The sequence below is a fragment of the Pseudomonas sp. LD120 genome (genome assembly GCF_009861525.1).
Classification (GTDB): domain Bacteria; phylum Pseudomonadota; class Gammaproteobacteria; order Pseudomonadales; family Pseudomonadaceae; genus Aquipseudomonas.
Map to the genome: position 1 here is coordinate 2,739,009 of NZ_WVHL01000005.1, position 24,629 is coordinate 2,763,637.

At 66.0% G+C, this 24,629-nt stretch carries 26 protein-coding genes; 9 read left to right on the top strand and 17 right to left on the bottom strand.

Going from position 1 to position 24,629, the window contains the following annotated elements:
* Positions 1–100 precede the first annotated feature (100 nt).
* Positions 101–499: a hypothetical protein gene (locus PLD_RS26955; RefSeq protein ID WP_178116218.1), complete on the top strand. Its 399-nt coding sequence runs from the start codon at positions 101–103 to the stop codon at positions 497–499.
* On the opposite strand, the gene PLD_RS26960 is transcribed toward PLD_RS26955, so the two are convergent.
* Both PLD_RS26960 and PLD_RS26965 read right to left on the bottom strand, forming a co-directional pair.
* A complete protein-coding gene (locus tag PLD_RS26960) occupies positions 493–1,071 on the bottom strand; it encodes a hypothetical protein (RefSeq protein ID WP_159897711.1) in 579 nt (192 codons plus the stop codon). The two genes, PLD_RS26955 and PLD_RS26960, sit on opposite strands and share 7 nt — an antisense overlap.
* 185 nt (positions 1,072–1,256) lie before the next feature.
* A complete protein-coding gene (locus tag PLD_RS26965; RefSeq protein ID WP_159897712.1) occupies positions 1,257–2,021 on the bottom strand; it encodes a hypothetical protein in 765 nt (254 codons plus the stop codon).
* A 434-nt stretch (positions 2,022–2,455) separates the two neighbouring features.
* On the opposite strand from PLD_RS26965, the gene folE reads away from it, so the two are divergent.
* Genes folE through PLD_RS26980 form a run of 3 tightly spaced genes read left to right on the top strand, consistent with a single transcriptional unit; the run spans position 2,456 to position 4,096 of the window.
* The gene (folE, locus tag PLD_RS26970; RefSeq protein WP_159897714.1) at positions 2,456–3,016 is read left to right on the top strand and encodes a GTP cyclohydrolase I FolE; all 561 of its coding nucleotides are present in this window, start codon (positions 2,456–2,458) and stop codon (positions 3,014–3,016) included.
* A gap of 3 nt (positions 3,017–3,019) precedes the next feature.
* A complete protein-coding gene (locus PLD_RS26975; RefSeq protein WP_178116249.1) occupies positions 3,020–3,544 on the top strand; it encodes a chalcone isomerase family protein in 525 nt (174 codons plus the stop codon).
* A gap of 24 nt (positions 3,545–3,568) precedes the next feature.
* Positions 3,569–4,096, top strand: coding sequence for a DUF3833 domain-containing protein (locus tag PLD_RS26980; RefSeq protein WP_159897718.1), 528 nt, complete (start codon positions 3,569–3,571; stop codon positions 4,094–4,096).
* 115 nt (positions 4,097–4,211) lie between these two features.
* Here PLD_RS26980 and PLD_RS26985 read toward each other — a convergent pair whose 3' ends face one another.
* Positions 4,212–4,673 (bottom strand): thiol-disulfide oxidoreductase DCC family protein, encoded by a 462-nt coding sequence (locus PLD_RS26985; RefSeq protein WP_256674820.1) that lies wholly within the window; start codon positions 4,671–4,673, stop codon positions 4,212–4,214.
* 157 nt (positions 4,674–4,830) lie between these two features.
* On the opposite strand from PLD_RS26985, the gene PLD_RS26990 reads away from it, so the two are divergent.
* Positions 4,831–6,156 (top strand): Nramp family divalent metal transporter, encoded by a 1,326-nt coding sequence (locus PLD_RS26990; RefSeq protein WP_159897722.1) that lies wholly within the window; start codon positions 4,831–4,833, stop codon positions 6,154–6,156.
* A gap of 63 nt (positions 6,157–6,219) precedes the next feature.
* Here the strand turns inward: PLD_RS26990 and glcF are convergent, their stop codons facing one another.
* From glcF to glcD, 3 genes are read right to left on the bottom strand one after another with little or no spacing between them, the layout of a single operon-like run.
* Positions 6,220–7,437: a glycolate oxidase subunit GlcF gene (gene glcF, locus PLD_RS26995; protein ID WP_159897724.1), complete on the bottom strand. Its 1,218-nt coding sequence runs from the start codon at positions 7,435–7,437 to the stop codon at positions 6,220–6,222.
* A 3-nt stretch (positions 7,438–7,440) separates the two neighbouring features.
* The gene (gene glcE / locus PLD_RS27000; RefSeq protein ID WP_159897725.1) at positions 7,441–8,505 is read right to left on the bottom strand and encodes a glycolate oxidase subunit GlcE; all 1,065 of its coding nucleotides are present in this window, start codon (positions 8,503–8,505) and stop codon (positions 7,441–7,443) included.
* Entirely contained in the window at positions 8,505–10,004 is a 1,500-nt protein-coding gene (gene glcD, locus PLD_RS27005) for a glycolate oxidase subunit GlcD (RefSeq protein WP_159897727.1), read from the bottom strand. Before glcD ends, glcE begins: the two co-directional genes overlap by 1 nt.
* A 252-nt stretch (positions 10,005–10,256) precedes the next feature.
* Between glcD and PLD_RS27010 the strand changes: the two genes are divergently transcribed.
* A complete protein-coding gene (locus PLD_RS27010) occupies positions 10,257–10,430 on the top strand; it encodes a metallothionein (RefSeq protein WP_159897729.1) in 174 nt (57 codons plus the stop codon).
* Between the two features lie 46 nt (positions 10,431–10,476).
* Here PLD_RS27010 and PLD_RS27015 read toward each other — a convergent pair whose 3' ends face one another.
* From PLD_RS27015 to PLD_RS27025, 3 genes are all read right to left on the bottom strand, one after another.
* Positions 10,477–10,704 (bottom strand): DUF6555 family protein, encoded by a 228-nt coding sequence (locus PLD_RS27015; RefSeq protein WP_011060569.1) that lies wholly within the window; start codon positions 10,702–10,704, stop codon positions 10,477–10,479.
* A gap of 157 nt (positions 10,705–10,861) precedes the next feature.
* The gene (locus PLD_RS27020) at positions 10,862–11,890 is read right to left on the bottom strand and encodes a purine nucleoside permease (protein ID WP_159897731.1); all 1,029 of its coding nucleotides are present in this window, start codon (positions 11,888–11,890) and stop codon (positions 10,862–10,864) included.
* A 109-nt stretch (positions 11,891–11,999) separates the two neighbouring features.
* On the bottom strand, positions 12,000–12,947 hold the full coding sequence (locus PLD_RS27025) for a nucleoside-specific channel-forming protein Tsx (RefSeq protein ID WP_159897732.1): 948 nt from the start codon (positions 12,945–12,947) through the stop codon (positions 12,000–12,002).
* Between the two features lie 370 nt (positions 12,948–13,317).
* Here PLD_RS27025 and kynU point away from each other — a divergent pair, with 370 nt between their 5' ends.
* The 3 genes from kynU to PLD_RS27040 all read left to right on the top strand — a co-directional run bounded on the left by kynU (position 13,318) and on the right by PLD_RS27040 (position 17,493).
* Positions 13,318–14,562 carry a kynureninase gene (gene kynU / locus PLD_RS27030; RefSeq protein WP_159897733.1) on the top strand — a complete coding sequence of 415 codons (1,245 nt, stop codon included), beginning with the start codon at positions 13,318–13,320 and terminating at the stop codon, positions 14,560–14,562.
* Between the two features lie 31 nt (positions 14,563–14,593).
* The gene (locus tag PLD_RS27035; protein ID WP_159897735.1) at positions 14,594–16,009 is read left to right on the top strand and encodes an amino acid permease; all 1,416 of its coding nucleotides are present in this window, start codon (positions 14,594–14,596) and stop codon (positions 16,007–16,009) included.
* 152 nt (positions 16,010–16,161) lie between these two features.
* The gene (locus PLD_RS27040) at positions 16,162–17,493 is read left to right on the top strand and encodes an OprD family porin (RefSeq protein WP_159897737.1); all 1,332 of its coding nucleotides are present in this window, start codon (positions 16,162–16,164) and stop codon (positions 17,491–17,493) included.
* An 82-nt stretch (positions 17,494–17,575) separates the two neighbouring features.
* Here the strand turns inward: PLD_RS27040 and PLD_RS27045 are convergent, their stop codons facing one another.
* The 8 genes from PLD_RS27045 to PLD_RS27080 form a co-directional block, all read right to left on the bottom strand.
* A complete protein-coding gene (locus PLD_RS27045; protein WP_159897739.1) occupies positions 17,576–18,928 on the bottom strand; it encodes an MFS transporter in 1,353 nt (450 codons plus the stop codon).
* A gap of 102 nt (positions 18,929–19,030) precedes the next feature.
* A complete protein-coding gene (locus tag PLD_RS27050; protein ID WP_256674773.1) occupies positions 19,031–20,008 on the bottom strand; it encodes an amidohydrolase family protein in 978 nt (325 codons plus the stop codon).
* 8 nt (positions 20,009–20,016) lie between these two features.
* Positions 20,017–20,589 carry a 3-hydroxyanthranilate 3,4-dioxygenase gene (locus PLD_RS27055; RefSeq protein ID WP_159897742.1) on the bottom strand — a complete coding sequence of 191 codons (573 nt, stop codon included), beginning with the start codon at positions 20,587–20,589 and terminating at the stop codon, positions 20,017–20,019.
* Between the two features lie 2 nt (positions 20,590–20,591).
* Positions 20,592–21,026: a RidA family protein gene (locus tag PLD_RS27060; protein WP_016965506.1), complete on the bottom strand. Its 435-nt coding sequence runs from the start codon at positions 21,024–21,026 to the stop codon at positions 20,592–20,594.
* Positions 21,023–21,814, bottom strand: coding sequence for a 2-keto-4-pentenoate hydratase (locus tag PLD_RS27065; RefSeq protein WP_159897744.1), 792 nt, complete (start codon positions 21,812–21,814; stop codon positions 21,023–21,025). Before PLD_RS27065 ends, PLD_RS27060 begins: the two co-directional genes overlap by 4 nt.
* The gene (dmpG, locus tag PLD_RS27070; RefSeq protein ID WP_159897746.1) at positions 21,811–22,845 is read right to left on the bottom strand and encodes a 4-hydroxy-2-oxovalerate aldolase; all 1,035 of its coding nucleotides are present in this window, start codon (positions 22,843–22,845) and stop codon (positions 21,811–21,813) included. Before dmpG ends, PLD_RS27065 begins: the two co-directional genes overlap by 4 nt.
* A gap of 12 nt (positions 22,846–22,857) precedes the next feature.
* Positions 22,858–23,796 carry an acetaldehyde dehydrogenase (acetylating) gene (locus tag PLD_RS27075; RefSeq protein WP_159897748.1) on the bottom strand — a complete coding sequence of 313 codons (939 nt, stop codon included), beginning with the start codon at positions 23,794–23,796 and terminating at the stop codon, positions 22,858–22,860.
* A gap of 13 nt (positions 23,797–23,809) precedes the next feature.
* Positions 23,810–24,622 (bottom strand): fumarylacetoacetate hydrolase family protein, encoded by an 813-nt coding sequence (locus PLD_RS27080; protein ID WP_159897749.1) that lies wholly within the window; start codon positions 24,620–24,622, stop codon positions 23,810–23,812.
* Positions 24,623–24,629: the final 7 nt, after the last annotated feature.

Below are 24,629 nucleotides of genomic sequence, written 5' to 3' on the forward strand. Positions count from 1 at the left end.
AGGGTAGACGCGGGCAGGCCAAGGAAACCCCAGGCGCGTTTGCCCTCGATCCGCCATCGCGCCCTTCGCCGGCAAGCCGGCTCATACAGTAGATGTGTCCATGTCCCGAGTGTCTGTGTCGATCCGCCTGCTGTTCACCCTGTGCCTGCTGGCGGCCAGCTTCAATCACCTGCGCGCCGCCCTGGACCATGGGCTGCTCTGGGACTATGGCTACGGCGCCGACACGCCCCTGGCCAGCCGGGCCTTCTGGGGCGCCCTGAGCTTTTTCGATCCGCTGGCGGCGTTGCTGCTGTGGGTGCGCCCGCGCTGGGGGTTGGTGCTGACCCTGGCGATCATCGTGCTGGACGTCGTGCACAACAGTTTCTATGTGGCGGCCCACAGCCAGTGGCTGGAAACCTTCTACCTGTCCCAGGCGGGGTTCGGGCTGGCGGTGCTGGTGCTGCTGCCTTTGGCCTGGAGGGGGCTGGGCTCACCCCCTGAGTCGAAGCGGGTCTACTGACCGAGGATGTGCTTCATCAGCGCCGCATGGCCGGCCTTGTCCGCGGCCCGGGAAATCACCTGGATCACCGCCATGCGGGTGCCGGAGCCGGCGATCAGGGTCGAGTTCAGGGTCTGGCCGCCGCCCTGGGTCGCAGTGCTGTCGATCTGCCGCACACCGAGGCCCTTGAGGGTCATGCTCTTTTCACTTTGCTTGCTGAAGTCCGGCAGCGCTGCGGCCTGTTGCGACAGGAACCCGCTGACCGCGGCATCGAGAAAGGCGCTGTCGTTGTCCTTGACCTGAGTACCGTTGGGAATGCTGTTCTGCGCGGCGATCACCACGGTGCGGGTGGTGGCGTTGGAATACAACGTGCCGCTGGCGCCCGCGGTGCCGTCGGCCTCGCTGCCGGCTGGCAGGGCCGAGGCGCTGAAGCCCTTGGGCAGGGTGAAGGACAGCTTGCCGTCGAGCATCGAGACTTTTTCTCCCAGCGCCGCTTTGGCCGTGGACTTGCCGGCGGCAACCGCGTTCAGCGCACCGAAGCCCGCCACTGCGGCGAACACTAGGACCAGGGCTTTTCTAGCGAAGGATGACATGCACAATCTCCAAGCATGGGATCAAAGGCGCGCATCATCCCACGGTCGTCAGGGCCTGCTCCAGAGGGATTCGACGGATCAATGGCCGGGAATGCGTGCCGGCGCGGCTTGTGCTGGAGCGGTGGGCGGCGTTCCGCTTGCCGGTGCGCAAGTCCGCGAGACGGCTTTCGCCGGCAAGCCGGCTCCTACGTGGTTGTTCGAGGTGTGCTCAACAATCGTTTGCTCAGGGCCAGCACCAGCATTGATACCGCCCCCCCCAGCACGAAGGCCCACAGCCCCAGAGAGGGCAGGGCCAGGGCCAGTACCAGGCAGAACGCGGCGAAGGAGTACAGGCCGGTGCTCAAGGCACGGAGCAGCACGGTGGTGAAGGCCACCCCATGGCTCTGATGGGAGAACACCGCCAATACGCTGCCCAACACCGGGAACACCGCGAGCATGCCGCTCCAGCGTTCGCCGACGGTGTTGGCCAGCAAGGTAACGGCCAGGGTCAACAGGGCCCCGGCGAGCATGCGGTAGACCAGCTTGTCGGACTGAGTGCCGGGCAGGGCGGGCACAGTCTTGACCCGGGGAAACACCCGGGGTGCCAGCAGCAGGGCGCTGGCGGCACAGAAAATGGAAAACCCCAGGGAGGCCGGGACCAGGGCGATCACGCTGGCCAGCAGCACCCAGACCAGGGTGGCGATGCTCAGGGCCCCGGGCCAGGCCAGGGTCTGCGCGGCGTGGGTGTAGGCAACGCTGAAGGCGATCATGGCGAACAATGCCGAGAGGGCAGCCACTGCGGCGTGGGTGGCGAACACCGTGCCCTGCTCCAGGGCCAGAAACAGCAGGATCGGCCCCACCACCACGGGAAAACCCGCAAGCCAGCCGGCAACATTCGGCCCCCAGCGCTTGCTCGCCAGGGAAATCAACAGCAGGAATCCGGGAACTGTCAGCAGTTTCAACAGCAGCATGGGGGGCTCGGTGGATGAACGGTGCGCCACCCTAGCATCCAACCCGGCATTTGGTGCGTATCTGATACCTGTACCTGGCAAATAGCCAAGCGCCGGAGAGGGTAGGACAGTGCGGGGTTTTCTTGTACGAAACATTGAGGCTGAATCGGTTTTGAGCTTTTTGTACAAGTATTTGTGAGTTTTATCGGGTTTTTATCGATAAAAGTTGTACAAAAATGAAATTCTCGTATAGGTTTTTCAGTGTGAGATGAGGTGATCACTGGCCAGTTTTAGCTGTCCAGGTTGTCACTCTCCACACTTTGGGGTTCCCGAGGTCAAGCCCTGGTGGAATCAGGGCTGGGCCAGTTGTGTGGTTGGTCACCTCGGGGCCCTTTTTTCCCCTTGGCGCGTGCAAGGATTTGCCCGCCTCATTCACTTTGCGGAACCTGTGCGCCATGTACGATCCTCTCTCCGAGCATTTCCACTGCATTCTCAAGGGGCTGGGTGAAGATCCTGCCCGCGAGGGCCTGCGCGATACCCCGCAGCGAGCGGCAAAGGCCTTGCGTTATCTGTGTCACGGCTACGACACCCGCCTCGAAGAGTTGGTCAACGGCGCGTTGTTCAGCTCCACCAGCGACGAGATGGTGATGGTTCAGGACATCGAGCTGTATTCCCTGTGCGAGCACCATCTGCTGCCCTTCATCGGTCGGGCCCATGTGGCTTACATCCCCACCGGCCAGGTGCTGGGGCTGTCCAAGGTGGCGCGGATCGTCGACATGTACGCTCGGCGCCTGCAGATCCAGGAGAACCTGACCCGGCAGATCGCCGAGGCGATCCAGGAAGTGACTCGGGCCGCCGGGGTGGCGGTGGTCATTGAAGCGCGGCACATGTGCATGATGATGCGCGGGGTGGAGAAGCAGAATTCGCTGATGAACACCTCAGTGATGCTAGGGGCTTTTCGCGAGTCCAGCAGCACGCGCCAGGAATTTCTCCAATTGCTGCGCAGGCAGCCCTGAATGATGCGCGCCTGGCGTAGCACCGTGGTTCGCTGGCTGTGGCTGCTGGTGTTGTTCAGCACCACGGCCAGCGCTGGCTGGCAGGAGGCATTGCCCAATGCACGGCTGCTGGGCAGTGGTGAATTCACCTGGTTTGGGTTCAAGGTCTACAGCGCACGACTCTGGAGCCCGGAAAAGTCCTTGCGGGCCGATACCCCCTTCGCCCTGGAGCTGACCTACCGGCGCACGATCAGTCGTGAGGATCTGGTGCAAACCAGCCTCGAGGAAATCCAGCGCTTGTCCGGTGCCGGGGTCAGCCCGGCGCAACTCAAGGATTGGCAGGCGCAGATGCAGCGTGCCTTCGTCGATGTCGAACCGGGCCAGCGCATCACTGGGGTGTTCCTGCCCGGACGCGGGGTGCAGTTCTTTGTCGACCAGCGCTTGCAGCACGTGGTCGACGACGAGGCCTTCGCCCGGGCGTTCTTTGCCATCTGGCTCGACTCGCGCACCCGCAATCCGCAGTTGCGCGCACAACTGCTGGGCCGATAGCGGGCGCAGCACAGGAGATGTTCCATGTTCAAGAAATACTTGCTGGTGCTGTGCCTCGGCCTGACCGCTTGCAGCGACACCGACATCAAGCAGTACCGTGAGCAGAAGCCCGAACTGGAACTGCGCCAGTTCTTCAGTGGCCGGGTGGAAGCCTGGGGCCTGTTCCAGAAGCGTTCCGGCGAGGTGATCAAGCGCTTCCATGTGCAGATCAATAGCCGCAGCGAAGGTGAGAAATTCATCATGCACGAGGACTTCACCTACAGCGACGGCACCCGCCAGACCCGGGTCTGGACCCTGGTGCCGGACGGTCCCGGCCTGTGGCGCGGCACCGCCGACGATGTGGTTGGCGAGGCCCGCGGCGAGGTCGCCGGCAATGCCCTGCGCTGGCGTTACGTGCTCAACCTGCCGGTGGACGGCACCACCTACCAGGTGCACTTCGACGACTGGATGTACCTGCTGGATGAAAACACCCTGGCCAACCGCTCCTACATGACCAAGTTCGGTTTCGAGCTGGGGCAGGTGACCCTGTTCTTCCGCCGTCAGCCCGGCTGAGGCGCGCAGGCCCGGGACCCAGGACGGATCGTCGAGGAAGCGTCCGCGATGCTCGGGGCTGGGCAGCAGACACACCTCGTGGCGGCAGCCCGGCTGAGGCGCGCAGGCCCGGGACTCAGGACGGATCGTCGAGGAAGCGTCCGCGATGCTCGGGGCTGGGCAGCAGACACACCTCGTGGCGGCCGAACCAGCGGTAGCGGTTGCCGGCGATCCGGTCGTAGGCCCAGTCCCGCAGTGGCCTCGGGATCCAGCGCAACAGGCGCAGCCAGCGCCAGGGGGCTGGCAGTTGCGCCATCAGGCGGATAAAGGCCTCGGAGCGTTGCGACAGCCCCTGGTCCTCGATCAACAGCACGCTGTCGAACTGCTCGCAAGGCTGGCCGAACCACTTCAGCAGGGCCTGGCCCTGGGGCGATTGCATGGACGCCAACTTGATTCGCCGCTGGCGGTCGTGGCGGATCACGAACTGCACCGAGGCATTGCACAGCTTGCACACCCCATCGAACAGCAGCACCCGGTCGCCGGGTTGCAGGAAGGGGGGCAGGGGGGCGGATTCGGGTGTTGTCGCAGGGCTGTTCACGGGGGCTACCTTGGGGGTGCTGTCGAAGCCTGCGGCAGGGACCGCCAGGCGCTGCAAAGGCAGCAGCATACGCGCCTGCAAGGTGAACTTCAGGCTTGGGTACCTGTGCTGAAACCTCTAAGCTGGCCTCCTGCTTCAATCCGTCGTGGAAATCCCTGTGAAATTCAGCCTGCCGAAAGTCGCCACCGCCCCCTTTTGTCCGCCGGAAGTGGCGGGCTCCGTGTCCGTCGATCCCCGTGCCTCGTTGTTCAAGCGCCTGCTGCGCTTTGCTGGGCCCGGGCTGCTGATCTCCATCGGCTACATGGACCCGGGCAATTGGGCCACGGCCATCGAGGCGGGGGCGCGCTATGGCTACAACCTGCTGTTCGTGGTGTTGCTGGCGAGCCTGGCGGGGATGGCGGTGCAATGCCTGTGCTCACGCCTGGGCATCGCCACCGGGCGCGACCTGGCGCAACTGTGCCGGGAGCGCTACAGCCGCCGTTCGGCCCGGGTCCAGTGGCTGGCGGCCGAGGTGTCGATCATCGCCACCGATCTTGCCGAAGTGCTGGGATGTGCCCTGGCGTTCCACCTGTTGCTGGGGGTGTCCCTGAGCACCGGGATTGTCATCACCGCCTTCGACACCCTGCTGGTGCTGGCCTTGCAGAACCGCGGTTTTCGCCGGCTGGAAGCGATCATGCTGGCGCTGGTGGCGACCATCGGCGTGTGCTTCTTCATTGAACTGCTGCTGATCAAACCCTATTGGCCGGACGTGGCCCGGGGGTTCACCCCGTCGCTTTCAGCCATCAGCGATGCCGCACCGTTGTACCTGGCGATCGGCATCCTCGGCGCCACGGTGATGCCGCACAACCTGTACCTGCACACCTCCATCGTGCAGACCCGGCTGATCGGCCAAGACCGGGCCAGCCGCGCGGATGCCATCAAGCTGGCGCGGATCGACACCATCGGCTCCCTGGCCCTGGCGCTGCTGGTGAACGCGGCGATCCTGATCCTCGCCGCCGCGGCCTTCCACAACACTGGCCATAGCGACGTGGTGGAAATCCAGGACGCCTACCACCTGCTTGATCCGCTGGTGGGCGGGGCCCTGGCCAGCGTGCTGTTTGGCGTGGCGCTGCTGGCCTCGGGGCAGAGCTCGACCTTCACCGGGACCATTGCCGGGCAGGTGATCATGGAGGGCTACCTGAACCTGCGGATTCCCTGCTGGCAGCGGCGCTTGATCACCCGCGGGCTGGCGCTGATCCCGGCGTTCATCGGCGTCTGGCTGCTGGGGGATGGCGCAGTGGGCCAACTGCTGGTGTTGAGCCAGGTGGTGCTGAGCCTGCAACTGCCCTTTGCCCTGTACCCGCTGATCCGCATGACCAACGACCGGCGCCTGATGGGCGAATTCGTCAACCGTTGGCCGACGCGATGGCTGGCCTGGAGTCTGTTTGCTGTCGTCAGCGCAGCCAACGGCTGGCTTCTGGTAGAAGCAGCGGCAAGTTTCTAGCGGCAAGCTGCAAGCTAAAGCCATCCGCGCCATGCTTTGAGCTTGCAGCTTGCAGCTTGGCGCTTAGCGCAGCGCGTCTTCCAGCACTTCGATCCAGTGGCGGACCGGGGTGCGGCCGGCGCCATCGAGGTGGGTCTGGCAGCCGATGTTGGCGGTGACGATCAACTCCGGCTGGCCGCTTTCCAGGGCCCGCAGCTTGTCGTCCCGCAGTTGCCGCGCCAGCGCCGGCTGGGTCAGTGAATAGGTGCCCGCCGAGCCGCAGCACAGGTGGCTGTCGGGCACCGCGGTGAGGTGGAAGCCCAGGCGTTGCAGCAGGCTTTCCACGGCGCCGCCAAGCTTTTGCCCGTGCTGCAGGGTGCAGGGGCAATGGAAGGCCAGGCGCTGGTCGCTGTGGGCGCCGAGCTGCTCCAGGGGTTCATCGCGCAGCACTTCCACCAGGTCCCGGGCCAGGGCACTGACCTGCCGGGCCTTGTCGCGGTAGGCCGGGTCATGGGCCAGCAGGTGCTGGTAATCCTTGATGAAGGCGCCGCAGCCGCTGGCGGTCTGGACGATGGTTTCGGCCCCCTGTTCCAGGTACGGCCACCAGGCGTCGATGTTGCGTTGGGCGCGCTGCAGGCCGGCTGCCTGGGCGTCCAGGTGATAGTCCACGGCGCCGCAGCAGCCGGCCTCGGCGACCGGCTGCACGCTGATCCCCAGGCGATCGAGGACTCGCGCCGCCGCGGCGTTGGTGTTGGGCGACAGCCCCTGCTGTACGCAACCTTCGAGCAGTAGCACCCGGCGTGGGTGGCTCATGGCCGGCCGCGCCTTGGCTGGGGGCACCTGACGCGGCAGTTTGTCCTGCAGCGCTTGGGGCAGTAGGGGATGAAGGCGGGCGCCACTGTTGATCAGGACCTTGAACAACTGCGCATTGGCGCTCAGGGCCCGCAGCCCGCGACGCAGCCATTGCTGGTCCAGGGGACGGGGCACGGCGGCGTCCACCACGGCGCGGCCGATGTCCAGCAGGTTGTGGTAGTCGACCCCGGACGGGCAGGTGGTTTCGCAGTTGCGGCACGACAGGCAGCGGTCCAGGTGTTGCTGGGTCTGCGCGGTCGCGGTGGCGCCCTCCAGCACCTGCTTGATCAGGTAGATACGGCCCCGTGGGCCATCCAGTTCGTCGCCCAGCAACTGGTAGGTGGGGCAGGTGGCATTGCAGAAACCGCAGTGCACGCAGCTGCGCAGGATGCGCTCGGCTTCTGCCGCCCGGGGCAGTTGCCGGGCCTCTGGGCTGAGGGTGGTCTGCATGGGCTAGAGCTCCGCGTAGAGTCGGCCGGGGTTGAAGATCCCTTGCGGGTCCAGTTGCGCCTTGAGCCGTTGGTGATAGTGCAAAAGGGTCGGCGCCAGGGGCTGGAACGGGCTGTCCTGCAGGCCGTGGCTGTAGCAGCTGGCGTGGCCGCCGACGGCACTGACGGCGGCGCGGATCTCGGCGGCCGTGGCGTCGGTCTTCAGCCAGCGCTGGGCGCCGCCCCAGTCCAGCAGTTGTTCGCCGGGCAGTGCCAGCAGCGGCGTGTTGTGCGGCAGCGACAGGCGCCACAGCGGCAGGCCGGGGTTGAAGAAGTCCAGTTGCTGTTCATTGAGCTGGCTCCAGTAGCCCGCGTCCAGGGGCTCGCCGCCCAGGCGCTCATGGGCGGCGGCCACCGAACCTGCGCCGCCTTCCAGGCGCAGGTGCAGGCGCTCGCCGTCGTGGCAGGCGGCGCTGATCGGCAAGGGCTGCTGGCCCCATTCGGCGAGTCTGGCCAGGGCTTGGCCGGGCGTCATTTCCAGGCTCAGGCTCAGGCATTGCCGGGGCTTGGGCAGGACCTTCAGCGAGACTTCGGTGATCAGCCCCAGGCAGCCGTAGCTGCCGGCCATCAGCCGCGACAGGTCGTAACCGGCGACGTTCTTCATCACCTCGCCACCAAAGCGCAGGTGCTGGCCGCTGCCGCTGATGATCCGGGTGCCGAGGACGAAATCCCGTACCGCGCCGGCCCAGGGTCGACGCGGTCCGGACAGGCCGCTGGCGAGCATGCCGCCCAGGGTGGCTCCAGCGCCGAACGATGGCGGCTCGCAGGGCAGCATCTGCCCGGCGGCCTCCAGAGTGGCGTGCAACTCACTGAGCGGGGTGCCGGCCCGGGCGCTGATCACCAGCTCCGTGGGGTCGTAGCTGACGATGCCGCGATGGCTGCGGGTATCGAGGATTTCCCCGGCGCACTCGCGGCCGAGAAAGGCTTTGCTGTTGGAGCCCTGGATACGCAACGGGGTGCTGTCCTGCAAGGCGTTGCGGACCTGTTCCAGCAGCGCGGCGCTGGCATCGCCGTCGGGTGGCGCGGTCATCAGAAACGCTCCAGTTCGGGGAAGGGCAGTTGCCCATGATGGATATGCATGGCGCCGAATTCGGCGCAGCGCTGCAGGGTCGGGATGTTCTTGCCGGGGTTGAGCAGGCCGCCAGGATCGAAGGCGGCCTTGACCCCATGGAACAGCGCCAGCTCGTGGGCGTTGAACTGGGCGCACATCTGGTTGATTTTCTCCCGGCCCACACCGTGTTCGCCGGTGATGCTGCCGCCCACCGCCACGCACAGTTCGAGGATCTTGCCGCCCAGGGCCTCGGCCCGCTGCAGCTCGCCCGGCCGGTTGGCATCGAACAGGATCAGCGGGTGCATGTTGCCGTCCCCGGCATGGAACACGTTGGCCACCCGCAGTTGATGCTCGGCGGCGAGACGGGCAATGCCCCGTAACACCCCCGGCAGCTGGCGCCGGGGAATGGTGCCGTCCATGCAGTAGTAGTCCGGGGACAAGCGGCCCACCGCTGGAAAGGCGTTCTTGCGCCCGGCCCAGAAGCGCACGCGCTCGGCTTCGTCCCGGGCCAGGCGTACCTCGCTGGCGCCGGCGCGTTCCAGCACCTGGCGCACCCGCTCGCAGTCGTCATGCACATCGGCCTCCACCCCGTCCAGCTCGCACAGCAGGATGGCTTCGGCGTGCACCGGGTAGCCGGCGTGGATGAAGTCCTCGGCGGCGCGGATCGCCAGGTTGTCCATCATCTCCAGGCCACCAGGGATGATCCCCGCGGCAATGATGTCGGCCACGGCGCGGCCGGCGGCTTCCACTGAATCAAAGGCCGCCAGCAGCACCTTGGCGATCGGCGGCTTGGGCAGCAGCTTGACCGTGACCTCGGTGATCACCCCCAACAGGCCCTCGGAGCCGGTGAACAGCGCCAGCAGGTCGAAGCCCGGCGAATCCAGGGCCTCGCTGCCCAGGGTCAGGGGCTGGCCGTCGACGCTGAGCATCTCGACCTTGAGCAGGTTGTGCACGGTCAGGCCGTATTTCAGGCAATGCACGCCCCCGGCGTTTTCCGCGACGTTGCCGCCAATCGAACAGGCGATCTGCGACGACGGGTCGGGGGCGTAGTACAGGCCGAAGGGCGCGGCGGCCTGGGAGATGGCCAGGTTGCGTACCCCGGGCTGGAGCCTGGCACAACGCGCGGCGGGGTCAATCTGCAGGATGTCCTTGAAGCGCGCCATCACCAGCAGCAGGCCTTTTTCCAGGGGCAGGGCGCCTCCGGACAAACCCGTACCGGCCCCTCGGGGGACCACTGGCACCCGGTGCGCATGGCAGATCTGCAGGATGCGCTGGACTTCGTGCAGATGCCGCGGCAGGGCCACCAGCATCGGTGTGGTGCGATAGGCACTGAGGCCGTCGCATTCGTAGGGCTTGAGCTGCGGCTCCTGGTCCAGTAGTTCAAGGTCCGGTAATTGGCTGCGCAAGGCCCGGATCAGGGCCTGTTGGTCGACGTCGGGCAGGGCGTCGTCGAGGGTTTCGTCATAGAGAATCGTCATGGGCGGTGAATGACCTTGGGTTGTTCTTGTCAGGTCGAGACAGCATGACCACGGCCTGCATCATTGGCTGGCCGGGCCGGGGTGTTCCTCGGTCCATGCGGGCGCTGGCCGAATCACTTTAGTCGCTGTGGGCGTGGCGGGGGGGCTGGGTTGGCCTGGTCTTTGGAGGGCTCGCACCGTGCAGTGGCCGCCATTGTCTGAGGTGGCGCGGTGATCGAGTCCCCTGAAAGACTGATAAAAAGGAACCCTGCCATGTCCAATGAAACCTGCGCCTGTCTGGCCTGCACCTGCAAGCTGGGGGGGGGGCATGCGATTGTCCGTCACGGCAAGCACTGCTGCTGTCAGGCTTGCGCCGATCATCACGCCCACGGTGAGCCTTGTGCTTCCACTCAAGGGTGCAAATGCGCCCAAGGCGCCCACGGCTGAAGAGCGCAAACGGGTCGGGCTGCGGCTCCACCCGTTTGCGGCGGGCCTAGACCGAAGGCCGCCAGGTGACATTCTCGATACCGAACTTTTCCGCCATGGGCTTGCTGGTCTTTTTCACCCGTTCCCGGCCGAAACGGCCGATGCGGCCCACTCCCGCATCACAGCTTGCCCAGTGCCAGGCCTCGGCGTTGTCCATCTTTTCCTGGCGGATGATGAAGGACTTGGGAGCGCCGTGAAGGGTGTATTCGATGACGAAGAGTTTTGCGTTGTTCATAAAGCCTCTGTTCCTCCCTGTGATCCTTGAGTGATCCCGCGCAGGCGCAAAAATTCACTTTGATTGGCCGACTCTGGCGCCAACGGTCATGGCGCCCCTGAGAGCGCCTTTGCGTTCGCCGGCACGCCGGCTGCTGCGGGATACACGTTTGCAGGGATCAGGCTTCGGGCACGCCCTTTTCCCAGGTCGACCAGTTGTTGAGAATGTCCTGCACCAGCGGATTGCCGGCCCGGTAGAGGTTTTCCAGGGCCGGGACAAAGCCGCCCTGGTCGGCGTACTTGAGCAGGTTGTCCACTTCGCTGGCCCCCGGTGCCGGGCGGTCGAAGTCGGAACCGGCGCGCAGCACCGCCAGGCGCTGGATGTCCACCAGACCCTCACGGCTGGCCCGCAGCAAGGCTTCGTAGGTGGAGTTGTCTTCCTGCTGGGTGGTGCAGTAGGTGCCTTTGTTGTCGGTCAGTAAGCGGGTCCAGACTTCGGCCCGTTCGCTCAGGCGAGTGCCGGAGAACCAGGTGTTGCCCGCCAGGGTGTCGCAGCGGGTCACCACCGGTGGCTGGTTGGCTGGGGCCTTGGGGTATTTCAGGCGCCAGGCCGCCGATTGCTGGCTCTCGCTCAAGATCACCCGCTGGCTCAGGGCGAAGGCCTTGGCCTGGAGCTTGGGGTTGAGTTCGAAGACTTCGGTCTTGTAGTCCAGGGGCGGTTTTTCGTTCGGCCCCTTGGTGTTGATCCCCAGGTAGCCGGTGGGCCAGTCCTTGGGCGCATCCCGGGCGTCGAGTTCCCACTGGGTGCCGAACTCCACCAGGTAATGAGCCCAGGCGGCCGTGCCGATGGTGCCGTGGTGCGGGCTGATGCCGGCGATCCCGGCAACCAGGAAGTAGCTTTTGCGCAGGTCGAATTGGGGCGACAGGGCCAGCGCCAGGGTCGAGGCCGCGGCATTGGTCTGGCCCATGCCGGTGGTCAACAGGCACACGTCCCGGTCATTGCAGCGAATGCTCGGATACTCCGCCGCCAGCCCCGGCAGGCGAATCTCGCGCTTGAGCTCCAGGCGCTCGATCCAGTGCTGCGCTTCCGGCGCGAACATGCTGATCAGCACCACCTTGGGCCTGATCGGCGCCTCATTGGCCCAGGCGCCGCTGACCATCAGCGTGCTCAAGCCCAATACCCACGAAACCTTTTTAATCCGACGCATACAACCTCCATGACTGCCGTTTGCCGGCGCTTATCCTGGCTGATCCAGGTTGCAACTCATCGCAACCGTTCTTGTCTTGCCATTTGCCGCTCAACGCTTGCCGCTGCTTCTAAAACTGATAGCCGACCCCGGCGTAATAGCCCCAGCCGTTGGAGCGGGCACGGAACTCGCCGTCGCCGAAATTCAGCACGCTGCCATCCTCCCAGTTGCCGCCGTTGTGAAAGTAGCGGCCCACCAGGGTGAAGCGCAGGTGAGTGAAGGCGTACAGCAGCACGTTGGTGGCCACCGTGGCATTGGCGGTGCGCGCCGGGTTGTCCTGGTGCAGGTCGGAGCCGAAATCGAAGTTGGTGAAGCCAATGTAGGTCAGCGAGGCGCCGTTGCTGAAGGTGTTGATGGGCACGATGTATTTGAGCTGGGCGCGGTAGCCGTCCCAGGAATACTCGTTGCTGGCGCCGTAGTTTTCCCATTGGTAGCGGCCGTAGAAGTTGGCCGAGAGATTGACCCGGGAATGGGTGTCGATGTCGGTGCCCAGGCCGCTGTACAGGGTGTTGGCGCGGTTGGCGGTGCGGCTGCCATGGTCGTAGATCCAGTCGAAGGCCACATACCACTCCTTGAACGGGCCGATGGCCAGGCTGCGGCCGGCCAGGTAGTCGATGGAGATTCGCGGTTCGTGCTCCATGAACAGCGGCGAGCCGTGGTCCCAGATGCCCTTGTCGTGGCTGTTGCCGATGTCGAGGATCTTCGGTAGGTCGATGTAGCCGTACAGCTCGAAGGGGCCCTTGCGCCCGAAGTATTCGTATTCCAGGTAGATGTCGTCCGCCGGGCGCGGACCGAAGCTGATGTCCTTGCTGCCGATCAGCATCAGGTCCTGGTTGTACCAGTCGGAAAGGTAGGCACCTTGTTTGCCCGGTTGGACCTCGGCGCTCAGGCTTTCGCCCTGGGCCGATTCATCCGGCGCGGGGGATTGGGCCAATGCGGCGTGACTGAGTAGCCCCGTAACGCCGGCCAGCCCGAGGGAAACGGCCCATTGGCCATGACGGGGGAAGCGGTTGTGCATGGAAAGTCCCTGTTCGTGCGGTGTGAAGTCCCTGATGTCCGTTCGCGCGCGTGGCGGTGGCGAACACTCACAAAAATGCAACTCGCAAACGTTTGCATATGGCGTACCAACTTGAGGTGGCCTTCGCCAATAAAAGCTGCAATCAGTCCTCGATAGGGCTTTTGCGCCAGCGCCGTTCTGGCTGACAGCGCTACCGAGTGGCCCCGCCCGATGGCGGGCTGGCGGTGAGCAGAATTGGGTATTACCAGCGGGAATATAAAGGGCCGTCTTTTCTATTATCCAGTAATGGCGACCCTGGCTAGCATCCGGACTCGCTGGGGGCTGTTTGCTGCAACCCCGGCGCCCCAATCATCGATACCGAGGGATCGTCATGAGCCGTTCCGCGCCCTGTACCCGGGAGCAGATCCAGCAGTTGGATCAGTCAGACCCGTTGGCCTTCTGTCGCCAGCGTTTTACCTTGCCGCAACACAAGATCTACCTCGACGGCAACTCCCTGGGGGCCATGCCGGCCCATGTCCCGGCGCGCCTGGAGCAGGTGCTCAAGGTGGAGTGGGCCGAGGGCCTCATCAACTCCTGGAACGACGCCGACTGGTACCCCGCGCCGCAGCGCACCGGGGCCCGCATCGCCGGGCTGATCGGGGCCCAGGGGCACGAAGTGATAGTGGCCGACTCCACCTCGATCAACCTGTTCAAGGTGCTGGTGGCGGCCTTGCGCATGCAGCCGTCGCGCCGGGTGATCCTGGCAGAGAACGGCAACTTTCCCACCGATGTGTACATCGCCCAGGGCGTCGCGGAGCTGACCGGCTGCCAGCTGCAGTGCGTTGATCCCGAGCAGATCCTCGATGCCCTCAGCGACGAGGTGGCGATCCTGTCTCTGACCCACGTCAACTACAAGAGCGGTCGCCGCTACGACATGGCCGCGATCACCGCGCGGGCCCATGAGCTGGGCGTGCTGGTGGTCTGGGACCTGTGCCACTCGGCGGGGGCCATGCCGGTGGAATTGAACGCCGCTGGCGCGGATTTCGCCGTGGGCTGTGGCTACAAGTACCTCAATGGCGGCCCCGGCGCGCCGGCCTTTGTGTTTGTCGCCGAGCGTCACATCGCCCAATTGCGCCAGCCGCTGACCGGTTGGCACGGGCACGCCAAACCCTTCGATTTCAGTCATGACTACCAGCCGCACCCGAGCCTCGACCGGATGCTGGTGGGCACCGCGCCCCAGTTGGGTGTGCTGGCCCTGGAAGCGGCGCTGGAGGTGTTCGACGGCGTTGACCTGCAAGCCTTGCGCAGCAAGAGCCTGGCCTTGTCCGAGCTGTTCATCCGCCTGTGTGACGAGCAACTGGCCGGGTTGGGCGTGCAGTTGCAGACCCCGCGCGATGCCCAGCAGCGCGGCAGCCAGGTTTCCCTGAGCCACCCCCAGGCCTACCCGGTGATGCAGGCCCTGATTGCCCGGGGCATCGTCGGTGATTTTCGCGCGCCGGACATCCTGCGCTTCGGTTTTGCCCCGCTGTACAACCGCTTTGAAGACATCTGGAGCTGCGTCGACGCACTGCGCGACATCCTCGTCAGCGAGGCATGGAACCAGCCGCAGTTCCTGGCCCGCAAAGCGGTGACCTGAACCCCGTGCCCAGCCTTGGAGCAAGAGTGTCATGACAAAAACAATACGCACCTTCAAACAAGTGGCAGACCGTGAACACGGCCTCAAGCAAAGCCTGAGCAGCGGCCAGCTGTCGATGATCGCCATCGGCGGGGCCATCGGCACCGGGCTGTTTCTGGGCAGCAGTTTCGCCATCGGCTTTGCCGGGCCCAGCGTGCTGGTGAGCTACGCCATCGGCGCGGTAATCGCCCTGTTGCTGATGGGCTGTCTGGCGGAAATGACCGTGCGCCATCCGACGTCCGGCTCGTTCGGTTCATTCGCCGAATTCTATGTGGCGCCCTGGTTCGGGTTTGCCATCCGCTACGCCTACTGGGCCTCCATCGTGTTTGCCGTGGGCACGGAAATCACCGCGGCGGCGATGTACATGAAGTACTGGTACCCCGAGGTGCCCGGCGGTTACTGGATGCTCGGTTTCTCCCTGGCGCTGATTTTGGCCAACGCCTTCAGCGTCAAGGTGTTCGGCGGCATCGAGTATGTGTTCTCGCTGCTCAAGCTGTGCGCCATCCTGGTGTTCATCCTGCTCGGGGCCTGGGTGGTGTACGGCGCGGCGCCCGGCTCGGGCATCGGTTTTGCCAACTACAGCAACGAGGGTGGCTTCTTTCCCAACGGCGCCTGGGGCACCTGGGTGGCGGTGATCGTGGCCTTCTTCAGTTACCTGAGCATCGAGATGATCGCCGTGGCCGCGGGCGAGGCCAAGGACCCGGAACGTGCAGTGACCCGGGCCTTTCGCATCACCATGGTGCGCCTGGTGGTGTTCTACCTGCTGACCATTGCTCTGGTCCTGGCCATCGTGCCCTGGAGCCGCAACACCGGCGGCGAAAGCCCCTTTGTCATGGTCATGGCGGCCACCGGCATTCCCTATGCCGGCGGGGTGATCAATGCGGTGATCCTGGTGGCGGCGCTGTCGGCGATGAACAGCCAGCTGTACATCACCACGCGGCTGATGTTCAGCCTGTCCCGGGCCGGCCAGGCGCCGTCGCTGTTCGGGCGCCTGACCAACAATGGCGTGCCCCTGGCGGCGCTGCTGCTGTCGTCCCTGGGGATTGCCCTGGCCACCTTGCTGTACCTGGCCTACGCCGAAAAAGCCTTCACCCTGATGATGTCCATCGCCATGTTTGGCGCCATGTTCACCTGGGCCGGGATCTTCCTCACCCACCTGTTCTTTCGCCGGCAACAGGGCTCCGAGCCCCTGGCGTTCAAGCTCTGGGGTTATCCCTGGACCAGCCTGGGAGGGCTGTTGCTGATGCTGGCGGTGATGATCACCACGCTGTTCACCGAGCAGTTTTTCCTGACCCTGGTCTGCGGGCTGCCGTTCCTCGCGCTGATCCTGCTCATCTACTACCTGCGCTTTCGCGGCCAGCGCCCGCTGGACGCCGCGGCGCCCAAGCCGTTGCCGATCCAACCCTGAGTTCCGGAGCACCCCGTTTGCGGGAGCCGGCTGGTCGGCGAAGCGGTCCGCGTGATCGCCTTCGTCGGCAAGCCGGCTCCCAGGGGGCCTTTGGTCACTGTCGATCCCTGTCGTCACCTTTACAAAAACAATAATTCACCAAGGGTTTTGCCATGTCTGACGTAATGCGCCGTTCACCGCTTTTGCTGCTGCCGCTGCTGGGTTGCCTGCCCTGGAGCGTCCATGGGGCTGGGGAGGAGCCGGCCGGTTTCATCGAGGACAGCCATCTGCGCATCCAAGCCCGCAACTACTACCTCAACCGCAGCGTCCAGGACGGCCGTGCCGACCGCAAGGACTGGACCCAGGGCTTTATCGGCCGCTTCGAATCCGGGTTCACCCAGGGCACGGTCGGCGTCGGCGTGGATGCCTTCGCCACTCTCGGGCTCAAGCTGGATGCCTCCGGGGGCAAGACCGGCACCTACAACCTGCCGATCCACGACAACGGCAAGCCGGCGGACCAATACGCCAAGGCCGGTGCCGCGCTGAAACTGAAAGTCTCCGAAAGCGTGCTGCGTTTCGGCGAGCAGTCGGTGGACACCCCGGTGTTCGCCGTCGGCCACAACCGCCTGATCCCGGAAACCGCCACCGGCTTTGCCCTGGACAGCCAGGAACTGGACAAACTCACGCTGCAGGCCGGGCATTTCACCTCGGCCACCGGCCACGTCACCACCAACAGCAACGGCGACCTCTGGGCCTTCTATGCCGGCGTCACCACGCCCTCGGTGGACTACCTGGGCGGCCAGTACGCGTTCACGCCTGACTGGGGCGCCAGCTTCTACGCGGCGCGTTTCGCCGACATCTGGAACCAGTACTACGCCAACCTCAATGGCCGTACCGAGCTGGGGCAGGGCCGGCAGGCCGGTTTCGACCTCAACCTCTACCGCACCTTCGACACCGGCCGGGCCAGAGCCGGCGCCATCGACAACACCACCCTGGGTGCCTCGGTGTTCTATGGCCTGGGCGCCCACCGCCTGACCCTGGCGCTGCAGAACGTCGACGGCAACACCCCGTTCGACTACCTGGGGGTGGGCGACCTGGACCGCAACGGCCGCAATGGCCGCGACCAGGGCGCCTCGATCTACCTGCCCAACTCGGTGCAGTACTCGGACTTCAACGGCCCCAACGAGCGCTCCTGGCAACTGCGCTACGACCTGTCGCTGGCCGGCTACGGCATGCCCGGCTGGGACCTGATGACGCGCTACTTGCGCGGCTCCGGCATCGACGGCACGCACACCCCGGCAGGCAGCGCCTACGCCGGGATGTATGGCCGGGACGGCGTGCACCGCGAGATCAACTTCGAAGCGCGCTATGTGGTGCAGAACGGCCCGCTCAAGGACTTGAGCTTTCGTCTGCGCCAGACCTGGCACCGGGCCAACCCCGCTCAGGGCGAGGGCAATGTCGATGAGTTCCGGCTGATTACCGATTACCCGATCGATCTCTTCTGAATCGACCCGGCCTGACAGCAGCGAGCCGCGCCCCCGAAGAAGGCGCGGCTCGCTGCTATTGGGCGATAACCTCGGCTTGGGCTCAGTCCTGTTCCACGGCCTTGTTCGCCGAAATTGCGGCCGAATGCCCCAGACGCTTCATCCAGCCCAGGGCCAATCCCGCCAGCAGCACCGGCACGGCGATCCAGGCGAAAAATTGCTGCAGGCCGCCGGCCTGGGCGAACAGCCAGCCACCGAGCAGCGAGCCGATGATCGAGCCGGCACGACCCGCCGCCAGGGCCCAGGCCACGCCGGTGGCCCGGGAGGCGGTGGGGTAGAGGGTGGCGGCCACCACGCTGAGGTTGTTCAGGGTGCCGGTGAGGCTGAAACCGGCCAGGAACACGATGGCCAGGGTGCCGGCGGCGCTGTGCAGTTGGCTGCCGGTCAGGGCCAGGGCGCAGGCGGCGAGCAGGCACAGCCAGGGCAGGATGCGCAGGGCGCCGATACGGTCCATCAGCAGGGCCATGGCGATGCCGCCCAGCACGCCGCCAAAGGGAATCATGGCGCTGATCCGTGCCGCGCCGCCGGTGTCGTAGCCGCTGGTGCGCAGCACCGTGGGCAGCCAGTTGGTCAGCAGGTAGAACACGAACAGGCAGCAGAAGAAGGTCAGCCACAGCAGCAGGGTGCGGGCCAACTGGCCGGGGCTGAACAACGCTGAAAGTGGCGAGCGTGCGCCGGCCTCGCCGCTATCGCCCACCAGTCGCACCCGTTCCCAGTCGGACTGGCCGCTGATGCGGGTGATGATGCGGCGCAAGGTGGCGGTGTGGCGCGGGCTGTTGGCCATGAAACACACCGACTCCGGCAGCGCCAGGTACAGCACCGGCAACAGCAGCAGGGGCGCCAGGCCGCCGATCAGCAGCAGGCCCTGCCAGCCGACCCGGGGCAGCAGCGCGCCGGCCACCGCGCCGCCCAGGGCCAGGCCCAGGGTGAAGCCGGAATAGCTCAGGGTCACCAGCAGCATGCGCCGCCGCGCCGGGGAGTATTCCGAGCTCAGGGTGATGCAGTTGGGCAGCACGCCGCCCAGGCCGATGCCGGTGACAAAGCGCAGGATGCTCAGCACTTCGATGTTCGGCGAGAGCGCCGAGGCCAGGGTGCCGAGGGCGAAGATCGCCACGCAAATCAGCAGTACGCTCTTGCGTCCGTGGCGGTCGGCCAGGGGGCCGAAGCAGAAGCTGCCCAGGAGCATGCCGAACAGCCCGGCGCCGAAGGCCGGGGCCAGCTGCGCGGGTTCGATGTTCCAGCTGTGGATCAGCTCGGGGGCGATGTAGCCAATGGCGGCGGTGTCGAAACCGTCCAGCAGGACGATCAGGAAACACAGCAGCAACACGCGTATCTGCAAGGCGCCCAGTGGGCTGCGGTCGATGAGTTCACTCAGGTGTTGCGTTCGCTCGTACATGGGTGGCTCCTTATAGGTTTTGTTCGAGGCGGGCATGGGGTGCCCGCCGGATGACCACGGTGACGGGTGCAGCGAGGGGGATGAGGGGCTGAGTGCGGGCACTCAGTACAGGTTGAAGAAGTCCTGGGCGTTGCCGCCGAGCAGGCGTGCCTTGTCGGCTTCGGCCAGGGTCGGGTGGTCGGCGATGCCGCTGCCGATACGCTGTTCGCCGAGGGGGAAGGGTGAGTCCGAACCCAGCATCACCCGTTCACTGCCCATCACTTCCACCAGCAGTGTCAGGGCGCCCGGGTCGAACACCGCCGAGTCGACAAAGAAGCGCTTGACGTAGCTGGACGGCAACTGCGGGCAGTCTTCGCGGACGATGTCACGGTGACGCCAGGCGTTGTCCACCCGCCCCAGAAGAAAGGCGAAGCCACCACCGCCGTGGGCGAAGCAGATGCGCAGGGATTCGGGCAGGCGCTCGAAGGCTCCAGAGAGGATCAGCGACAGAATCCCCAGCTGGGTTTCCGCCGGCATCGCCACCAGCCACGGCAGCATCCATTTGCGCATGCGCTCGCCGCCCATCATGTCCCAGGGGTGCACCAGCACCGGGATCTGGTTACGGGCGCAGTGATCGAGAAAGGTCACCAGATGATCGTGGTCCAGGTCGTGATTGCCCACGTGGTTGCCGATCTGCACGCCGACGTGGCCGATGGCCTGGGCTCGGCTGGCTTCGGCGCAGGCGGCGTCCAGGTCCTGCAGTGGCACTTGGGCCAGGACCTTGAGCCGGCGTTCGTGGCCGGCGGTCATGGCCATCGCCCGATCGTTCATCAACTGGGCCCAGGGCAGGGCCCGTTCGATGGGCGCGTCGTAGGCGAACATCACCGGCGTGGCGCACATGATCTGCAGGTCCAGGCCTTGCTCGTCCAGGTGCTCGACACGTCGCGCCGGGTCCCAGAGCACGTCGTGCACCGGACGAAAGGCTTTGTCGCCGACCATGATCTGGCCCCGGGCGCCGTCCTTGTGCAGCCAGGGCGCGCGCACCGGGTCCAGGCGTGCGGCCTCGGCCTGGCTGATGTCGGGGAAAAAGTGCGAATGCATGTCGATTTTCATAAGGGGGTCGCCGCCTTGAGGGTGTGGTGCCAGGTCTGCCAGTCGCGGCCCGGGTGGATTTCGCCGCAGCCGGTGCAACGCCGCTGCTCCTGGCTGGTGGCGTAGAACTCTTCGTAGACCGGTGGCAGGTCGTTGACGATGCTCTGCAGCTGCATGTCATAGCGCTGGATCAGCGTGCCGCAGCGGGCGCAAGACCATTGCAGGGCGTCCAGCAGGCCCACGGGCCGCTGGCGCTCCACCACCAGGCACAGGCTGCCGGGCTCTGGGCGTTGCGGGGAATGAATGACGTGGGGCGCCATCAGGTAGATGTCGCCCTCGCGCAGATCGATGCGCTCGTAGCGGCCGCGGTCCCAGATGTTCAGGTAGGCATTGCCCTTGAACTGATAGAAGAACTCTTCCATGGGGTCGTCGTGAAAGTCGGTGCGCTGGTTGGGGCCGCCGACCACGGTGACCATGAAGTCGGCGTCCTGCCACACCTGGCGGTTGCCCACCGGCGGTTGCAGCAAATGGGCGTGTTCATCCAGCCAACGGTTGAAGTTCAGCGGCGCGCTGTAGTGGTGCTTGTCCATTGTTATTGTTCTCGGCGATTGAGCGGGGCGTAGGCCACCGCCTTGATTTCGATGCGCAGGTGCGGGTGCGGCAACTGATGCACGGCCACGGTGGTGCGGGTCGGGCCCTGTTCGTCGAAGTACTCGGCGTAGACCTGGTTGTAGGGACCGAAGTCGTTCATATCCACCAGGAAGGCGCTGATCTCCACCAGGTCCTGCAGCCCGGCGTTTTCGCTGGCGAGGATATCGCGGATGTTCTCGATCACCGCCCGGGTCTGGGCGCGAATGTCCAGGCGGGTGGTGCCCAGCTCGTCCACTTCGACGCCGTCGAAGCTGTTGTCCGGACGCCGCGAACTGGTGCCGGAGACGAACAGCAGATCGCCGGCGCGCTTGATGTGGGGGAAGCGGCCGCGAGGCTTGGCCTTGCCCGGCACCAGGGTCGCGCGGTTGACGGTCATGAGCGTTCCCCTTGTGCCTGGCCGCTGCAGGTGAAGGCGCATTCGCCGTAGCCATTGATCTCCACCGTCAACTGCGCGCCGGGTGTCAGGGCCACGGCGGCGGTGGCGGCGCCGGCCATGATCAGGCTGCCGGCGGGCAGGCTGATGTCGGCCCGGGCCAGCAGTTGCGAGGCGTGCACCAGGCTGCGCAGCGGATGGCCGAGGATCGCCGCGGTCGAACCGACCTCCACCAGGGCACCGTCCAGGCGCATCAGTACCCCGGCGTTGGCCAGGGTGGAAAAGTCCCGGGACCAGGGGCCGACCACCAGCCCGGCCGAGGAGCAGTTGTCTGCCACCACGTCTTCGAGGCTGAATTTGAACGCCTCGTAGCGCGAGTCGATGATCTCGATGGCCGGGGCCACGGCCTCCAGATAGTCCACGGCTTCGAGCTGGGTCAGCGGCCGGTCGATGGCGCGCCGGGTGAGAAAGCACAGCTCCGGTTCGGCCCGGGGGTGGATGTAGCGATCCAGGTTCAGCAGGCCGCCGTCCTCTTCCAGCATGGCGTCAGTGAGCCAGCCCCAGATCAGGCTGTCGACGCCCATCTGCTGCATCTTGGCGCGGCTGGTGAAGCCCAGCTTGAGGCCGATCATGCGTTCGCCATCGGCGTAGCGGTGGGCCATGGAGGCGCGCTGGATCTGATACGCCTGCTCCAGGTTGAAGGGCGTGTGCCGGCTGAACTGGGGCAGGGCGCGAGCCTTGCGCGCGGCCTGATCCAGGGCGCTGGCGATGGGGGCAAGATCGAGGTTCATGGGCGGGACTCCCGGGCAGCGAGCAGGTCGAGGGCGACGTCGACGATCATGTCTTCCTGGCCACCGACCATGCGCCGGCGGCCGAGCTCAACGAGGATGTCGACGGTTTTCAGGCCGTATTTGTGGGCGGCTTGTTCGGCGTGGCGCAGGAAGCTGGAGTAGACCCCGGCGTAGCCCAGGGCCAGGGTTTCGCGGTCGACCCGCACCGGCCGGTCCTGCAGCGGGCGCACCAGATCGTCGGCGGCGTCCATCAGGCGATAGAGGTCGGTGCCGTGGTTCCAGCCCAGCTTGTCGGCGGCGGCGATAAACACTTCCAGCGGCGCGTTACCGGCCCCGGCGCCCATGCCGGCGAGGCTGGCGTCGATGCGCTGGCAGCCTTCTTCCACCGCCACCAGGGAGTTGGCCACCCCCAGGCCGAGGTTGTGGTGGGCGTGCATGCCGGTGGCGGTGTCCGGCTTGAGCACGGCCTTCAGCGCCCGAAAGCGCAGGCGGATGTCCTGCATGTTCATGGCGCCGCCGGAGTCCACCACGTAGACGCAGGTGGCGCCGTAGCTTTCCATTTTCTGCGCCTGCACGGCGAGATTTTCCGGGCTGGTCATGTGGCTCATCATCAGAAAGCCGACGGTGTCCATGCCCAGTTCCCGGGCGCATTCGATGTGCTGGCGCGAGACATCGGCCTCGGTGCAATGGGTGGCGACCCGCACCACTCGGGCGCCGGCCCGGTAGGCGGCCTTGAGGTCGTGCACGGTGCCGATGCCGGGCAGCAGCAGGGTGGCGATGCGCGCGTGTTCGAGCACATCGGCCGCCGCTTCGATCCATTCCAGGTCGGTGTGGGCGCCGAAGCCGTAGTTGAAGCTGGAACCCTGCAGGCCGTCGCCGTGGGCCACTTCAATGCTGTCGACGCGGGCCGCGTCCAGGGCCCGGGCGATGGCCTGGACCTGATCCAGGCTGTATTGGTGGCGGATGGCGTGCATGCCGTCACGCAGGGTCACGTCGGAAATGTAGAGCTTGTTGCCGGGGTTGAAAGTCATGGCGAAGCTCCTTCAGCGGTTGAGCAGCGACTGGGCCATGCGCTCGGCGGTGGCCAGCGCGGCGCAGGTCATGATGTCGAGGTTGCCGGCGTAGGCGGGCAGGTAATGGGCGGCGCCCTCGACCTCCAGGAACACCGAGGTCTTGAGCCCGCTGAAACGCCCCAGCCCCGGGATCAACAGCGGCGCCGAGGCCGGGATCGGCTCGAACTGCACCTGCTGCTTGAGCCGGTAGCCGGGCACATAGGCCTGCACCGCCGCGGCCATCTCGCCGATGGAGGCGGCGATCTCCCGCTGATCGGCGGCGGCCGACAGCATCAGCACCGTGTCGCGCATGATCAGCGGCGGTTCGGCCGGGTTCATGACGATGATCGCCTTGCCCCGGGTGGCACCGCCGAGGGTCTCGATGGCGTGGCGAGTAGTCTCGGTGAACTCGTCGATGTTGGCCCGGGTGCCGGGGCCGGCGGACTTGCTGGCAATCGAGGCGACGATTTCCGCGTAGTGCACCTGGGCCACCCGCGACACCGCGGCCACCATGGGAATGGTCGCCTGGCCGCCGCAGGTGACCATGTTCAGGTTGAGGCTGTTCAGGTGCTGCTCCAGGTTGACCACCGGAATGCAGTAGGGGCCGATGGCCGCCGGGGTCAGGTCGATCAGGCGGATGCCCGGCTTGGCCTGGCGCAGCACGGCCTCATGGTGCTGGTGGGCGGCGGCCGAGGTGGCGTCGAACACCAGGTCGATGGCGGCAAACTCGGGCATGCGCAGCAGGCCTTCGACGCCTTCGTGGGTGGTGGCCACGCCCAGGCGCCGGGCCCGTTCCAGGCCGTCGGAAGCCGGGTCGATGCCGACCATGGCGCTCAGTTGCAGGTGCCGGGCCTGACGGAGGATTTTCAGCATCAGGTCGGTGCCGATATTGCCCGAGCCGATGATCGCGGCGTTGAGGGTTCTGTTCATGGACGACTCCCGGTCATTGAGCGCTGGCGAAGGCGGCGCTGACGCTGCCCAGGCCCTGGATGTGCGCGGTGAAACGGTCCCCCGGCTGCACCGCGACCATCGGTCCGAGGGCGCCGGTCAGGAGGATGTCGCCGGCCCGCAGCGGCGTGCCCAGGCGCGCCAGGGTGTCGGCCAGCCACAGGGCGGCGTTCAGCGGGTTGCCCAGGCAGGCCGCGCCGGCGCCCACCGACACCGGCTCGCCACGCCGCGTCAGGCTCATGCCGCAGCGCACCAGGTCGAGTTTTTCCAGGGCCACCGGCTGGCTGCCGAGCACGAACAGCCCGGACGAGGCGTTGTCGGCGATGGTGTCGCTCAGGCGGATGTCCCACTGGGCAATGCGGCTGCCGACAATCTCGATGGCCGGCAGGGCAAAAGCGGTGGCACGGATCAGGTCGGCCAGGGTGTGGCGCTCATGGTTCAGGTCATGTTCCAGCACCAGGGCCACCTCGGCTTCGACCTTGGGCTGGCAGGTGTCGCTCCAGGCGATGGGCTGGTCGTCACCGCGGGCCATGTCGGCGAACAGCTGGCCGAAGTCCGGCTGGTCCACCCCCAGTTGCTGCTGCACGGCGCGGGAGGTCAGGCCGATCTTGTGGCCTACCGGGCGGCGTCCGGCATCGATGGCCGCCAGGTTGTTGTAGTGCTGCACCTGGTAGGCCAGGTCGGCCAGGGAGGTGTGGGGTTGTGCGGCCTGGGCCTGGGCAATCAGCTCGCGCACCGGGGCGCAGGGCTGGCCGTTGAGCTGGGCCTGGCGCAGGTGGTGCGCCGCTTCAATCAGGTCTGCATGCATGTCGGGG

What these genes read in the sequence shown, in the direction of transcription:
- PLD_RS26960 (WP_159897711.1), bottom strand. Translation starts at nt 1,071, where the DNA reads ATGTCATCCTTCGCTAGAAAAGCCCTGGTCCTAGTGTTCGCCGCAGTG.
- PLD_RS27075 (WP_159897748.1), bottom strand. Translation starts at nt 23,796, where the DNA reads ATGAACAGAACCCTCAACGCCGCGATCATCGGCTCGGGCAATATCGGC.
- PLD_RS27050 (WP_256674773.1), bottom strand. Translation starts at nt 20,008, where the DNA reads ATGCATTCGCACTTTTTCCCCGACATCAGCCAGGCCGAGGCCGCACGC.
- folE (WP_159897714.1), top strand. Translation starts at nt 2,456, where the DNA reads ATGTACGATCCTCTCTCCGAGCATTTCCACTGCATTCTCAAGGGGCTG.
- PLD_RS26975 (WP_178116249.1), top strand. Translation starts at nt 3,020, where the DNA reads ATGCGCGCCTGGCGTAGCACCGTGGTTCGCTGGCTGTGGCTGCTGGTG.
- PLD_RS27010 (WP_159897729.1), top strand. Translation starts at nt 10,257, where the DNA reads ATGTCCAATGAAACCTGCGCCTGTCTGGCCTGCACCTGCAAGCTGGGG.
- PLD_RS26980 (WP_159897718.1), top strand. Translation starts at nt 3,569, where the DNA reads ATGTTCAAGAAATACTTGCTGGTGCTGTGCCTCGGCCTGACCGCTTGC.
- PLD_RS27015 (WP_011060569.1), bottom strand. Translation starts at nt 10,704, where the DNA reads ATGAACAACGCAAAACTCTTCGTCATCGAATACACCCTTCACGGCGCT.
- PLD_RS26965 (WP_159897712.1), bottom strand. Translation starts at nt 2,021, where the DNA reads ATGCTGCTGTTGAAACTGCTGACAGTTCCCGGATTCCTGCTGTTGATT.
- PLD_RS26955 (WP_178116218.1), top strand. Translation starts at nt 101, where the DNA reads ATGTCCCGAGTGTCTGTGTCGATCCGCCTGCTGTTCACCCTGTGCCTG.
- PLD_RS27080 (WP_159897749.1), bottom strand. Translation starts at nt 24,622, where the DNA reads ATGCATGCAGACCTGATTGAAGCGGCGCACCACCTGCGCCAGGCCCAG.
- PLD_RS27065 (WP_159897744.1), bottom strand. Translation starts at nt 21,814, where the DNA reads ATGAACCTCGATCTTGCCCCCATCGCCAGCGCCCTGGATCAGGCCGCG.
- PLD_RS27025 (WP_159897732.1), bottom strand. Translation starts at nt 12,947, where the DNA reads ATGCACAACCGCTTCCCCCGTCATGGCCAATGGGCCGTTTCCCTCGGG.
- PLD_RS27055 (WP_159897742.1), bottom strand. Translation starts at nt 20,589, where the DNA reads ATGGACAAGCACCACTACAGCGCGCCGCTGAACTTCAACCGTTGGCTG.
- PLD_RS27020 (WP_159897731.1), bottom strand. Translation starts at nt 11,890, where the DNA reads ATGCGTCGGATTAAAAAGGTTTCGTGGGTATTGGGCTTGAGCACGCTG.
- PLD_RS27040 (WP_159897737.1), top strand. Translation starts at nt 16,162, where the DNA reads ATGTCTGACGTAATGCGCCGTTCACCGCTTTTGCTGCTGCCGCTGCTG.
- PLD_RS27060 (WP_016965506.1), bottom strand. Translation starts at nt 21,026, where the DNA reads ATGACCGTCAACCGCGCGACCCTGGTGCCGGGCAAGGCCAAGCCTCGC.
- glcE (WP_159897725.1), bottom strand. Translation starts at nt 8,505, where the DNA reads ATGACCGCGCCACCCGACGGCGATGCCAGCGCCGCGCTGCTGGAACAG.
- kynU (WP_159897733.1), top strand. Translation starts at nt 13,318, where the DNA reads ATGAGCCGTTCCGCGCCCTGTACCCGGGAGCAGATCCAGCAGTTGGAT.
- glcD (WP_159897727.1), bottom strand. Translation starts at nt 10,004, where the DNA reads ATGACGATTCTCTATGACGAAACCCTCGACGACGCCCTGCCCGACGTC.
- dmpG (WP_159897746.1), bottom strand. Translation starts at nt 22,845, where the DNA reads ATGACTTTCAACCCCGGCAACAAGCTCTACATTTCCGACGTGACCCTG.
- PLD_RS27035 (WP_159897735.1), top strand. Translation starts at nt 14,594, where the DNA reads ATGACAAAAACAATACGCACCTTCAAACAAGTGGCAGACCGTGAACAC.
- PLD_RS27045 (WP_159897739.1), bottom strand. Translation starts at nt 18,928, where the DNA reads ATGTACGAGCGAACGCAACACCTGAGTGAACTCATCGACCGCAGCCCA.
- glcF (WP_159897724.1), bottom strand. Translation starts at nt 7,437, where the DNA reads ATGCAGACCACCCTCAGCCCAGAGGCCCGGCAACTGCCCCGGGCGGCA.